The organism is Streptomyces oryzae (assembly GCF_017676365.1).
GTDB classification, from domain to species: Bacteria; Actinomycetota; Actinomycetes; order Streptomycetales; family Streptomycetaceae; genus Streptomyces; species Streptomyces oryzae.
This window is the reverse complement of sequence record NZ_JADKMA010000218.1, coordinates 1-12326: the sequence shown is the minus strand read 5'-3', so window position 1 is coordinate 12326 and position 12326 is coordinate 1. Positions and strand designations below refer to the sequence as shown.

At 71.9% G+C, this 12326-nt stretch carries 10 protein-coding genes; 2 read left to right on the top strand and 8 right to left on the bottom strand.

Annotated features, from left to right (window positions below):
- Positions 1-29: 29 nt before the first annotated feature.
- From ITI46_RS29660 to ITI46_RS29650, 3 genes are all read right to left on the bottom strand, one after another.
- Entirely contained in the window at positions 30-1973 is a 1944-nt protein-coding gene (locus tag ITI46_RS29660; RefSeq protein WP_209243007.1) for an anthranilate synthase family protein, read from the bottom strand.
- Entirely contained in the window at positions 1970-2605 is a 636-nt protein-coding gene (locus tag ITI46_RS29655) for an isochorismatase family protein (protein WP_209243006.1), read from the bottom strand. The genes ITI46_RS29660 and ITI46_RS29655 overlap by 4 nt, the downstream gene beginning before the upstream one ends.
- 99 nt (positions 2606-2704) lie before the next feature.
- Positions 2705-3211 (bottom strand): PhzA/PhzB family protein, encoded by a 507-nt coding sequence (locus ITI46_RS29650; protein WP_209243005.1) that lies wholly within the window; start codon positions 3209-3211, stop codon positions 2705-2707.
- A gap of 220 nt (positions 3212-3431) precedes the next feature.
- Here ITI46_RS29650 and ITI46_RS29645 point away from each other — a divergent pair, with 220 nt between their 5' ends.
- Together ITI46_RS29645 and ITI46_RS29640 are read left to right on the top strand one after the other, a co-directional pair.
- Positions 3432-4484 (top strand): methyltransferase, encoded by a 1053-nt coding sequence (locus ITI46_RS29645; protein ID WP_209243004.1) that lies wholly within the window; start codon positions 3432-3434, stop codon positions 4482-4484.
- A 91-nt stretch (positions 4485-4575) separates the two neighbouring features.
- On the top strand, positions 4576-5454 hold the full coding sequence (locus ITI46_RS29640; protein ID WP_209243003.1) for a class I SAM-dependent methyltransferase: 879 nt from the start codon (positions 4576-4578) through the stop codon (positions 5452-5454).
- 86 nt (positions 5455-5540) lie between these two features.
- Here the strand turns inward: ITI46_RS29640 and ITI46_RS29635 are convergent, their stop codons facing one another.
- From ITI46_RS29635 to ITI46_RS29615, 5 genes are all read right to left on the bottom strand, one after another.
- Positions 5541-6170 (bottom strand): TOPRIM nucleotidyl transferase/hydrolase domain-containing protein, encoded by a 630-nt coding sequence (locus tag ITI46_RS29635; protein ID WP_209243002.1) that lies wholly within the window; start codon positions 6168-6170, stop codon positions 5541-5543.
- Between the two features lie 439 nt (positions 6171-6609).
- Positions 6610-7563: a sigma-70 family RNA polymerase sigma factor gene (locus tag ITI46_RS29630; protein ID WP_209243001.1), complete on the bottom strand. Its 954-nt coding sequence runs from the start codon at positions 7561-7563 to the stop codon at positions 6610-6612.
- A gap of 10 nt (positions 7564-7573) precedes the next feature.
- A complete protein-coding gene (locus tag ITI46_RS29625) occupies positions 7574-8815 on the bottom strand; it encodes an NAD(P)/FAD-dependent oxidoreductase (protein ID WP_209243000.1) in 1242 nt (413 codons plus the stop codon).
- 214 nt (positions 8816-9029) lie between these two features.
- Positions 9030-10196, bottom strand: a complete 1167-nt coding sequence (locus tag ITI46_RS29620; RefSeq protein ID WP_209242999.1) for an LCP family protein — start codon at positions 10194-10196, stop codon at positions 9030-9032.
- Positions 10193-12301 carry a bifunctional polysaccharide deacetylase/glycosyltransferase family 2 protein gene (locus ITI46_RS29615; protein ID WP_209243008.1) on the bottom strand — a complete coding sequence of 703 codons (2109 nt, stop codon included), beginning with the start codon at positions 12299-12301 and terminating at the stop codon, positions 10193-10195. The genes ITI46_RS29620 and ITI46_RS29615 overlap by 4 nt, the downstream gene beginning before the upstream one ends.
- Positions 12302-12326 lie beyond the last annotated feature (25 nt).

The window sequence follows — 12326 nt, the reverse complement described above, 5'->3', positions numbered from 1 at the left end:
GATTTCCGGCGGGTGGGGACGGGCAGGCGTCACCGTCCCAGTGCGGACTGCAGGGCCTGGGCCAGGATGCGCGGGCCGTGCTGGGTGAGCACGGACTCGGCGTGGAACTGCATCGACGCGAACCGCGGGCCGCGCAGCGCGTGGATCTCGTGTGTCCTGGGGTCCCGGGCGGCCTCCACCACGCCCACCCCCTCGACATCCGTCTTGTCGTGCCGGGCGTGGGCGGCGAACGTGTTGTAGAAGCCGACGCGCTCACGGACGCCGAACAGGTCGATCGACCGTTGCACGCCCTGGTTGGGGGCCTCCCGGCGGAACAGCGGGAAGCCGAGTCGCCGGCTGAGGGCCTGATGGCTCAGGCAGACGGCGACGAACGGACGCTGCCGCTCGAGCAACGTACCGATCGCGGCACGGAGCCGGGTCATCCTCGGGCAGGACAGGTCCCGGGGGTCGCCGGGGCCCGGACCCATCAGGACCAGGTCGCAGGCGTCGAACTCGGCCTCCTCGTCGTACCGGCGGACCGTCACGCTCAGGCCGAGGGAGCGCAGCTGGAGCGCGATCATCGCGGTGAAGGTGTCTTCCATGTCGACCACCAGGACACTCCGGCCCGCCAGATCCGCCGCGTCGGCGAGGCCGGTGGCATCCGCGGGGTCCGAGGTGCCGACGGTGCCCTGCTGCACGTCGCAGCGGGGCACCGGTTCCCGCGTCTGCGAGGCACCCGTCTCGTCGAGCCAGAAGTCCGCGAGCGGTTCGTTGCGCCGGGCCAGCGCGTCGCGGACGCTCGGGTGTGCCGCGAGCGGACGGGACCGGCCCGACTCCAGCGCCGCGATCAGCCCTGCCGCCTTGGCGCGGGTCTCGGCCGCCTCGGACGCCGGGTCCGAGTGGCGTACGAGGGTGGCGCCGACGCCGATGCGGATCTCTCCCGCGGCGTCGATGTCGGCGGTCCGGATGAGGATCGCTGAGTCCAGCGTCCTGCCGCCGAGCCGGTCCCGGCCGATGAGCGCGGCGACGCCGCTGTAGTAGCCGCGGCCCTGTTGCTCGTACCGGGAGATGACCCGGGCCGCGCTCTCCAGCGGGCTTCCGGTCACGGTCGGTGCGAACAGCGTCTCGCGCAGGATCTCGCGGACGCCGCGCGCCGTGCGCCCCTCGATGAAGTACTCGGTGTGCGCCAGCCGGGCCATCTCCTTCAGATACGGTCCGGTCAGGCGGCCGCCGCGTTCGCAGACCCGGGCCATCATCTTCAGCTCCTCGTCCACGACCATGTACAGCTCCTCGGCCTCCTTGCGGTCGGCCAGGAAGTCCAGGACGCCGGCGAGTTCCGGTCCGCCGCTCGGGTAGCGGTAAGTGCCGCTGATCGGGTTCATCACGGCTGTGCCGTCCCGCAGGCTGATGTGCCGCTCGGGGCTGGAGCCCACCAGCGTGCGCTCCCCGGTGTGCACGAGGAACGTCCAGTACGCGCCCGACTCGCTCTCCAGCAGTCGCCGGAAGAAGGCGAGGGCACGGTCGGTGGAGTAGTCGGTGATGTCGGCGACGAAGTCCCGCTTGATGACGAAGTTGGCGCCCTCCCCGCGGCCGATCACGTCGGTGACGACGCGGCGCACGGTGTCGGCGTACTCCGCGTCACCCGGGATGAAGCGCCGGTTGACGAGCGTGGTCGCCGCACGCGGCAGACGCGGCAGCGCCTCGGCGAGCGGCAGCGACTCCTGGCTCGTGACGGTCAGCGCGACGAGCGGCGTCGCATCGTCGACGCAGGCGTAGCCGCGTTCGGTGATCTGGCGGAAGGGGATGAGGACGAGGGCTTCATGACGCTGCCGGTCCGCGGGTGCCGGGAGCGGGATCCGCGCAAGCGCCGGGGGCGTGGAGACCGGCCCGACGAGAACGTCCAGCTGGTCGGGGCCGGTGCGGGCCGCGCGGTGCAGGAGGGCGAAGGGAGCGGACGGGTCGCCGAGCACCTGCTCCAACAGCCGCCCGCTCACAGGGAGACCTCCGCGAGAAGCTGCTCGGCGGAGACGACCATCGCGCACCGCTCGGCCGCATAGGTGAGGGCCATCCGGTGGCGGTCCTGCGAGAAGTCGGCGACGGCGTCGGCCACCAGAAACGTCCTGATGTCATTCGCGTACGCCTCCAACGCGGTGGCCAGCACGCCCACATGCGCGTACACACCGCACAGGATGAGCTGGTCACGGCCTGCCTCGCGCATCCGCCGCAGCAGCGGTGAGCGGAAGAAGGCGCTGTAGCGCCACTTGGTGAGCAGCCAGTCGCCCTCGCCGGGGGCCAGCTCGTCGGCCACCTGCCGGTCGTCGGCCGACGCGCGCATCCCCGGCCCCCAGAAATCCATGAGCAGCCCGCGGTCCCGGGCGGTCATACCGCCGGGTTGGGTGGTGTAGGCGACGGGAACGCCGCGGGCGGCGCAGCGTTCGCGTAACCGCGCGAGGTTGCCCACGAGTTCCTCCCGCACGCTGCGGGGGAACGGCGCGAGAAAGTACCGCTGCATGTCGTGGATGAGCAGTACCGCCTGGTTCGGGTCCAGACTCCACGCGGCCGTGTTGGCCGGCAGCTCGCCGGCGGAGGGAAGCGGGTAGGACTCGATGGGCGGGATGCCTGGCATGGGCGCAGGTGCCTTTCTGTTGCGGTGAACTCACCGCGGCTGCCGGGCGGCCGTGCCGGCCCGGCAGCGCCCACGGTGGCTTGTGGGGGGCCAGTGGGATCAGGTGGGGATGCCGTCGCGCCGGACCGTCGGCACCGGGATCCCGAGCGCGCGCAGCTGCTCGAACGGGTTCATGAACTCCCGGTTCTGCCGGATCTTCCCGTCCGCGTCGAAGCGGAACGAGTGGAGGAAGTGGTTCTCGTAGTAGCCCTCGGGATAGCCCGGGAAGTTGATCTTTCCGTGTCCGTCGCACTCGACCCAGAAGAAACACGGGTCCTGCGTCTCGAAGACCTGGATGTTGTACCACTCCCAGTCAGGGAAGCACTTCAGCGACCAGACCGCGTGCTCGGCCAGGCGGTCACGGCCCTTGATCTCGATGGGGGCGCCGGTGTCGTTGGTCCACAGCCCGCCGCTGCCGTCCTCGGCGAACAGCTCGTGCCGGCGCAGCCGGGCGGGGCCCTTGGTGTACTCCAGGTACTTCTCGACCGTGGCACGGTTGGCGCGGCGCTGCTCTGCGGCATCGGCGAAGCCCTGCGCTGCCGCGGTGCGTGCGGATGCGTCGGCCATGGGAAGCCTCCTTGTGGGGCGGAGAGTTGGGCACCTGGCGGGGAGGGCCGACCTTCCATGAACGGGCTCGTCCGGGACTCGGCGTGGGCACGACGGATGGTCAACGTCGACTCGTCACCCTGGCCGCACCGTCCTTCGTGCGCCTCTCGACCACCACACGACCCATACGCCGCATGCTGGACTCCGCGCCGCCCGCCGCGCCGGAAAGGGGACCCACCTGATGACCAGCGCCGCCCGCGCCGACGACCCGGCCGCCTCGGCGGGCTCCGAGGAACCGGCCGCCGGTCAGTTGCTCGAACTGTCCTTCGGCTACCTCTACTCCGCTGCCCTCCACACCGCGGCGCGGCTCGGAATCGCCGACCACTTGGTGGCCGGCCCGCGCACCGCGGAACAACTCGCCGAGGCGGCACAGGCACACGGCCCCCATCTGCGGCGGCTGCTGCGTTTCCTCGCGACCAAGGGCGTCTTCGAACAGGACGCGGCAGGCCGCTTCCATCTCACGCCGCTCGCCCAGCCGTTGCGCACGGACGTCGAAGGCTCCCTGCGCGACTACGTGATGATGCGCGGCGAGGACATCTTCTGGCTCTCGGCGGCCCGGCTCCCGGACGCGGTACGCACCGGAGGCACGGCCTTCGAGCAGCTCTACGGCGTCCCCTTCTACGACTATCTGGCGGCAGACCCCGAGCTGGGAGCCGCGTTCCACGCCAGCATGGCGGCGTTCTCGCAGACGCTGAGCAACGATGTCGCGGACGCCTACGACTTCTCGGCCGCCCGCAGCGTTGTCGACGTGGGCGGCGGACGCGGCGGACTGCTGCGGGCGGTCCTGCTGCGCAGCCCACGGCTGACGGGCACGCTGTTCGACCTGGAGTCCGTGGTCGCCCAACACGTGCTCGACACCCCCGAACTGGCCGGGCGCTGGCAGGTGGAGGCCGGCGACTTCTTCACCTCGGTCCCGGCCGGCGCCGACGTCTATCTGCTCAAACACGTGCTGGCCAGCTGGCCGGACGAGGAGTGCGTACAGATCCTGCGCACCTGCGGCCGTGCCGCCGGGCGCGGTGGCCGGCTGGTCATCGTCAACGGGCTGATCCCGGAAGGGAACGAACCACACCCTGGCAAGACCCACGACATGCTGATGATGACCGTACTCAACGGAAAGGGGCGGACGCGCAGGGAGTACGAGGAGCTCTGCGCGCGGGCAGGGCTCGCTGTGCGTCAGGTGCGGACCCTCTCCGCGCACGCGTCGATCATCGAGGCCGCAGTCGAGAGCGACTGACCGGTCACCGCCACAGGTGGCCCGTCCGGACGGGAAGGTCCGGCGGCACTGCTGATCGGCGGCCGGAAGCCGACCGGCAGGAAAGGACGTCATGACCGAAACCATGGACGCGGTGGGCCGCACAGCGCTGCTGACCGCGGCGATGCGGGCCCTGGAGAGCCGCCGGCCGGACCGGCTCTACGTGGATCCGTACGCACAGGACCTGTGCGGCGACGACGGACCCGCGCTGCTGGACGAGGTGTGGCAGGCGACCTTCCCTTCGCCCCGAACGGGGGCACCGTCCCCGGGCCCCGCCGAGCGGACCATGCCCGACACCCTCGACGTCAACGCCATCCGCACCCGCTTCTTCGACGACCTGCTCCAGCGCGCGGCCCAGGACCGCAGCCAGATCGTGTCCGCGGCCTCCGGGGTGGACTCCCGGCCCTACCGGCTCGGATGGCCGCACCACGTACGGTACTTCGAGATCGACCGCCCGTCCGTCCTGGACTACAAACGGGACCGGCTCGCCGGGGCCCGCCCCAGGGTGGCGCACCGGATGGTCGCCGCCGATCTGACCGCCCCGGGGTGGGAGCGGCACCTGCAGGAGGAGGGCTACGACGCGAAGGCCCCTTCGGTGTGGCTCCTCGAAGGCGTACTCCCCTACCTCCACGAGGAGGATGTGCACCGTCTGCTCGAACGCATCCGCACCATCACGCCCGTGGGCAGTCTGGTGGCAGGCGATCTGGTCAACTCCCAGGCGCTGAGCCTGGCCCACGCACGCGGCCAGCTGGACGTCTTCGCCCGGTGGGGCTGCCCATGGCGGTTCGGCACGGACGATCCGGAGGCCCTCTTCGACCGGCACCGGTTCACGGCCACGGTCGTCCAGCCCGGCGAGCCGAGCGCGCATTACGGCCGCTGGCGGGATCCGGTGCCGCCACGGGGCGTTGCCGGCGTACGCCGGATCTTCCTCGTCAGCGCCGAGCGGCGCTGAGGCTCCGGCCTGCGCGGCCGGCCGGCCGAGGCTGGGCTTCACCGTCGCCGTTGCCGTCACCATCCCTGTCGCTGTCAGCCTCACCGTCACCCAGGCGGTGCGAGGCCGGTGAGCAGGCCGTCGAGTGGGGCAGGGACGCGGTCGGGGTCGAGCGCTTCGACAAGGACGCGGCCGTAGTGGATCTTGCGCCCTTTCTTCGTGCCGAGGAAACGCCGCAACTGCTGCTGCGAGGTGCGGCCTTGCTGTGCGGGCTGGCGCAGGAAGGTCCGCAGGGCACGCAGGTCGCCTTCCGCCCTGACCAGCTCCTCGACCCGTGTCACGCCCAGCGCGCGGATGAGCTCGTCCTCCAGATCCGCCACGCAGACGAAAAACCCCTGCTGTGCCACGCCGGCCCGCTCCCAGCCGCGGGCGTAGTAGCGGCGCTCCGCCTCGTCGCACAGCCCCGTGAGGCGCAGGCCCAGGCCGGATGGCCCGAGGAGCCGGCTGAAGCGCCCGACGCTCATGGCGCCGCCCATCGGCAGGACGCAGACTCCTTCAGCCGCCAGGCTCCGGCCACGGCTCGCGGCCAGCGCGTCGACCGCCGCGGCATCACTCAGCCCTTCGAGCAGGACGACTGCCCGGACGGACAGCCGCCCGGCCAGCTCCCGCGCGGAGTCACCGGGCCCACCGGCCGCCCACTCGGTGACCGCTTCCCGGAACGACTCCATGTCAGCCATGGGAGGAGTCTCCACGCTTCTACGTCCGAGGGAGTACGGATTTTTCGCCGGCCGGGCGTCGAACGACCCCGGGCGCGCCCCAGTTGCCCCCTCTGTCAGTGGGCCGCACTCAGTGGCCGCTGTCAGTGGGCCGTCGGATGGACGGTCGCCGCGGGCCGCGATCGCACGCGGCCTCTGCTGCTCGAACTGGTGCGCCGCGCCGAGAAAGCGGACGGCCTGCGGAAGGATTTCGTACTGGAGGACATCAGCCTGGCGCTGATGGCGAACGAGGGCATCCGCGCCGACTCCCCCACCACGCGGGCGGCAGCGTCACGGCGCTTCGCCGCCTTGACGCTCCAGTCGTTCCGGGCGCACCCCGTCCCCGCCCCCGCTTCCGCCGGCTGTCCGGTTGCCGCTCTCCGGACGCTGGGCCCACGGCCCGTCCCCCGTTGGCGCCGGGTCACCACTGGGCGACGAGTGGTGTGTCCGGTTGCTGCTGCCGCCAGGCTTCGGTGAGCCGGAGGAGGCGGGCGGGGGCGGCGATGCCGCGTACGGTGGCGATCCTGCCGTTGGCGATGTCGAACGTCATGGTGCCGACGGCCTGGTCGCCCACCACGAAGACGATGGCGGGGGTGCCGTTGACGAGGGCGTAGTGGAGGGCGGGTGTGCCGCCGGCGAGTCGCCGTTTCGCGGGTGTGGGTCTGAGGCCGGCCCGGGCGACGGCGGCGATGCGCTGGGGAGTGTCGAAGCGCAGCAGCGTCTCGGTCAGTCCGGCGCCGTCGGAGATCGCGGTCGCGTCGTCGGTGAGCAGCGCCACCAGCCGTTCGGTGCGGCCCGAGGAGGCAGCGGCGAGGAATTCCTCGACCAGTCTGCGCGCTGATGTCCGGTCGACTTCGCTGCCGCCACGGCGGGCGGCGGTGATGCGGCGCCGGGCCCGGTGCAGGTGCTGCTGGCTCGCGGACTCGGTGATGTCCAGGATCTCGGCGATCTCGGCGTGACTGTAGGAGAACGCTTCCCGCAGGATGTAGACGGCCCGTTCCAGGGGTGACAGGCGCTCCATGAGCGTCAGCACCGCCAGGGAGACCGATTCGCGCTGCTCAAAGGTGTCGGCCGGGCCGAGCATCGGATCGCCGTCGAGGAGCGGTTCGGGCAGCCAGGCGCCCACAGCGCGTTCGCGGCGGGCCTGTGCCGAACGGAGCCGGTCCAGGCACAGATTGGTGACCACTTTGGTCAGCCATGCTTCCGGCACCTTGATCCGTCGCCGGTCGGCGGCCTGCCACTGCAGGAACGCGTCCTGCACGGCGTCCTCGGCGTCGGTGGCCGAGCCCAGCAGCCGGTACGCCAGGGAGGCCAGCCGGTTCCGGCCGGCCTCGAACCGACTGGTGTCGAAGCGATCAGTGCCAATGCTGTCCACGCGGACCACCCTAGGCGGCCACGCGACCGCCGACCGCCTTCCCGGCAGACGTATCCGACGCGTCGGCGGCCAGGCGGCGCCGGCGCGTCGGCAGGCCGAAGGTCGGGTGCGAGGTGGCCCACAGCGACGTCTTGAGGATGCCCGACTTGATCCGCGCGGCCTTCCGGCCGCCCACGTACCTCGGCTTCGCCCGCCCTTCGCCGTCGACCATCTGCAGGATCCCGTCCCGCCGTCCGAGGCTGATGTGGTTGCCCGGGTACTCCAGCTTGGTGTTCGCGATCCTGCGGTCGGTCCCGGTCAGCCGTGCCACGATCGCGGTCGTGACCTGCCGGCCGGTGAAGCCGGCCGAAGCGCAGGACATCGGCAGCGGCCGGCCGTTGTCACCGATGGCGTGGACGCTGTCCCCGGCCGCGTAGACGTTCGGGTGCGAGACCGACCGCATGGTGCGGTCGACCACGATCCGACCGTGCTCGGTGACCTCCAGCCCGCTGACGGCTGCGATGGGATTGACCGTGAACCCGGCCGTCCACACTGTTGCGTCGGACGCCAGAACGGTGCCGTCGGCGCACAGCACCCGCGTCGCTTCGACGGCTTCGACGGTGGTGTGTTCCAGGACGGTGATGCCCAGCCGGTCGCAGGCCCGGCGCAGGTGGCCGCGGGCTCCGGCGGAGAGCCGGGCGCCCAACTCGCCGCGGGCGACCAGCGTCACCGACAGGCCGGGCCGGGATTCGGCGATCTCGGTGGCGGTCTCGATGCCGGTCAGCCCGTCGCCGACGACCAGCACCGTCCTGCCTTCGTCCCGACTGCCCGAACGGTCCACGCTGTCCAGTCTGTCCAGGCGCTCGCGCAGGCGGAGCGCCGAGGGCCGGCCGGCGACGTCGAAGGCGTGCTCGGCCACGCCGGGGACGCCGCAGTCGGCGACGTGGCTGCCGAGCGTGTAGCACAGCGTGTCGTAGCCGAGCTCGCCGCCGCCGTCTGCGTCGGCCACGGCGACGACCTGGCGCTCGGGGTCGACGGCGGTGACACGGGCCAGGCGCAGCCGTACCCCCGTGCCCGCGAAGACGTCGGCGAGCTGTGGAGCCTCGATCTTCTGGCCGGCCGCGAGCTGGTGCAGCCGCAGCCGCTGGACGAAGTCCGGTTCGGCGTTGACCACGGTGATCTCGGAGTCCGCCGGGGACAGCCGGCGGGCCAGGGTCCCGGCCACGTAGGCCCCGGCGTAGCCGGCGCCGAGGACGACGATGCGGTGCTTCATGTGCTGCTCCTGTCGGTTGGCTTGCTCCCGGTGACTTGAGCGGAACAGCGGCCCGATTGCTGACAGGGATTGCGTGTGATGTGGGTCATAGGGCGAATGGTGGTGCCGGGAGGGGGAGCAACTGGCCGGTGAGGGAGGCCGCGGGTGGCCGTCGCATCCGGGAGACGGACGGCCACCCAGGGCCGGTCAGCCAGGGCCGGCCAGCCACCGCCGGTCAGCCGCTGTGTCCGCCGGTGACCGTCACCGGGTCGTCCTGGCTCAGCTGCCGGAACAGCCGGGCGGAGCGCTCGGCGTCCCAGCGGATGACGTTGCCCTTGGACGTGGGAAGCCCCACCGCGTCCACCGGCACGGTGACCCGCCGCGGTTTGCGGCCGCCCTCGCCCTGCACCGAACGGAACATCCCGGCCAGCCGCCGCAGATCCATGTCCTGGTCCACGACGAGGGTTTGCAGGCCCGCGCGGAGTGCCGGGTAGAGCTGCGAGGGGTCCAGGACGGTGCCCGGCCTGGCCGCCTTGTGGGCCAGCGCGGAGAGGAAGCGCTGCTGGTTGCGGGAGCGGCCCAGGTCGCCCGCCGCTTCCTGGTGGCGCTGCCGGACGAAGGCCAGCGCTTCGCGGCCGTGCAGGGTCTGGCAGCCGCGCCGCAGGTCGGCTCCGGACTTCTCGTCCTTGATGTCCCGCTCGAGGCAGAGCCGGACCCCGCCGACCGCGTCGACGATCTTCACGAAGCCGGCGAAGCCGATCTCGGCGTAGTGGTCGATCCGCAGGCCGGTGTTGTGTTCGACCGTGCGGACGAGCAACTCCGGCCCCCCGTACGCGAACGCGGCGTTCAGCTTGTTCTTCGCAGCGGGTACGTGCTTGCCGGTCGCCGGGTTGTGGAAGCCGGGGACGGTCACCCACGAATCGCGGGGCAGGCTGACCATCACCGTGCCGTGCGCGCCGGTGTGCAGGACGATCATCGAGTCCGTCCGGCGGCCTCCGCCGCCGCCCGCGTGCAGGTTCCGTACATCGGCGTCGGAGAGCCCTTCGCGGCTGTCGGAGCCGACGATCAGGTAGTTGGTCCCCTCCCCCGCCGGGTGGCGTCCGCCGAAGGCGCCGAGGTCCACCTCCCGGTTCAGCTCGGTCTCCGCCCAGGTGTAGGTGCCGCAGGCGGTGGCCAGCACGGTGACCAGGAGCGCGAGCGCGAGCCGCAGCATCCGGCGGCCACGGCGCGGACGGGCATGCCGCCGCCCCGCCGGCGTACGCATCCGTACCAGCGCGGTGCCCCGCCAGCCGTACGCCTCACGACGGGCACCGAGCACTGGCGCGGCGGAGTGGCCAGGCGGCACAACTGGCGTACCGGACTCGCCAGTCGGCGCACCGGGGACGTCGAGCGGATTCGTCATCGCAGTTCTCCCCTCGGCCCTTGGAGCAGCAGGCTGCCGCGCTCGGCAGCCGGCGCCTCCTCCTGGTACGGATCGGCGGTGCCGGTGCGGTGCATGCGGTGCCATTGGAGGCGGGTGCCGAGCAGGGCCGTCATCACCGAGTGGAAGACCACCAGGTACAGCAACTGCCGGTAGACGAACAGCTGCAGCGGAAGCGACCACAGGACGCGCAGCCGCTCCCCGTCCAGCCACAGCGCGTACCCGGCGGTCGCCATTTGCACGGCGAGGAAGCCGAGCCAGACGGTGACCGCTTCGGCCGGGTCGCGGAAGCACACGCCGTACAGCGCGAAGACGTCCACGACCGGGGCGAACAGCGGGAGCACGATCTGGAACAGCGCCAGATAGCTGAGCCCGCGGCGGCCGAACCGGCCGGCCGGGCCCACCTCGCGTACGGCGTGCCGGTGCTTCCACATCGACTGCAAAGTGCCGTAGCACCAGCGGTAGCGCTGTCGCCACAACTGCCGCAGCGTCTCCGGAACCTCCGTCCACGCCACGGCGGACTCCTCGTAGACGACGCGCCATCCTGCCCGCCAGAGCGCCATCGTCAGATCGGTGTCCTCGGCGAGGGTGGCGTCGCTGACGCCGCCGACACCCATCAGCACGTCACGCCGGAACGCGCCGATGGCGCCGGGGACCGTCGGCATGCACTCCAGCACCTCGAACATGCGCCGGTCCAGGTTGAAGCCGAGCACATACTCCAGGTGCTGCCACTTGCCCAGCAGGTGCCGCCGGTTGCCGACCTTGGTGTTCCCGCTGACGGCGCCGACCGCGTGGTGGGCGAGCGGCTGGACGAGGTGGTGGAGCGCGTCCGGTTCGAAGACGGTGTCCGCGTCGACCATCACCACGATGTCGGTCCGCGCGTGCGCGAGCCCGGTGTTGAGCGCGCCTGGCTTGCCGGTGTTGGGCTGCCGCAGGAGGGTGACGCGTGGGTCGGTGATGCCCTCGACGACGGTTGCCGTGCCGTCCGTCGAGCCGTCGTCGATGACGAGGATCTCGAGGTTCGGGTAGGTGGAGGCGAGCAGCGAGTGCACGGTGGCGCCGATTCCCGCCTCCTCGTTGTGCGCGGGGACGAGTACGGTCACCGGGCCGGTCACAGCGCGCAGTCTCGGTGCCCCGGGCCGCAGCCGGCCACGCCGGCGCACATGGACGCGGGCGAACCAGGCCAGCATCGCGAGCCGGAGCAGCCCGAGCACGCCCGCCACGACCAGTGCCCAGGCCATCGCCCGGGAGAAGAGCCGCCCGAGCTCCTGGGCACGGATCAGCCCCTCCCCCTTCAACCGTTCGGCGAGCGGCGCGGGCGTGTTGAAGGAGAGGTGGCCGAGCCCGGCCGAGACGGTGGTGAACCGCTCGACGTGCCGGTTGCGCAGCAGCGCCCGCGCCTCGCGGTAGCCGAGGTCGGTGTGGCTGTACTGGCGTACGACGCCCGCGGCGGCTTTCCGGCTCTTCCGGTCGGCGGCGACGACCAGATACCCCTGCCGTGCCGCGCGCCGGGCGGCGGGCCATTCGGCGCCGCACAGCGTGTCAGCCGCCGTGGTGTGCGGGAGGCGCAGCAGCCGGGTGTGCACACCCACCGTGCCCGCCAGCGCGGTCTGCGTCAACGACAGCTCCGTCCGGGCCCGCAGCGGCGACGCGGCACCCAGGTCACCGCCGGTGTAGGTGTACGACCCGATTTCGTGCCCCTCCTGCCGGATCCGCCGCATCAGCTCCGGATGGCGCGCCGCCTGCTTGCCGTACACGAAGAAGGTGGCGTGTGCCCGGTGCGCGGCCAGCAGGTCGAGCAGCCGCGGCGTCCAGACGGGGTCGGGGCCGCCGTCGAAGGTGAGGGCCGCCGTACGCGGAGGCATGGCGGTGGTCCCGACGCCGTCCCGGGCAAACCTCAGGATCGGCTGCCCGGTGTCGGCGCTGTGCGGAATGGGGTCGGCGCAGGGACGTTTGGTGCGGGCTGCGTCGACTTCGTGGGTGGTCCACCCCTCGAAGAGCAGCGTGACGATGACGACGGTGAGGACGAGCAGTAACAGCACCCAGTGCCCGCGTGGGGGACGGCGCAGTGCGTGCCGGGGGCTCATCCGCGGGTGGCCGGGTGGGGGGAGT

Excerpts from the sequence above, each read along its gene's own strand:
- ITI46_RS29655 (WP_209243006.1), bottom strand. The coding sequence starts at position 2,605 with ATGCCAGGCATCCCGCCCATCGAGTCCTACCCGCTTCCCTCCGCCGGC.
- ITI46_RS29650 (WP_209243005.1), bottom strand. The coding sequence starts at position 3,211 with ATGGCCGACGCATCCGCACGCACCGCGGCAGCGCAGGGCTTCGCCGAT.
- ITI46_RS29645 (WP_209243004.1), top strand. The coding sequence starts at position 3,432 with ATGACCAGCGCCGCCCGCGCCGACGACCCGGCCGCCTCGGCGGGCTCC.
- ITI46_RS29640 (WP_209243003.1), top strand. The coding sequence starts at position 4,576 with ATGACCGAAACCATGGACGCGGTGGGCCGCACAGCGCTGCTGACCGCG.
- ITI46_RS29635 (WP_209243002.1), bottom strand. The coding sequence starts at position 6,170 with ATGGCTGACATGGAGTCGTTCCGGGAAGCGGTCACCGAGTGGGCGGCC.
- ITI46_RS29625 (WP_209243000.1), bottom strand. The coding sequence starts at position 8,815 with ATGAAGCACCGCATCGTCGTCCTCGGCGCCGGCTACGCCGGGGCCTAC.
- ITI46_RS29620 (WP_209242999.1), bottom strand. The coding sequence starts at position 10,196 with ATGACGAATCCGCTCGACGTCCCCGGTGCGCCGACTGGCGAGTCCGGT.
- ITI46_RS29615 (WP_209243008.1), bottom strand. The coding sequence starts at position 12,301 with ATGAGCCCCCGGCACGCACTGCGCCGTCCCCCACGCGGGCACTGGGTG.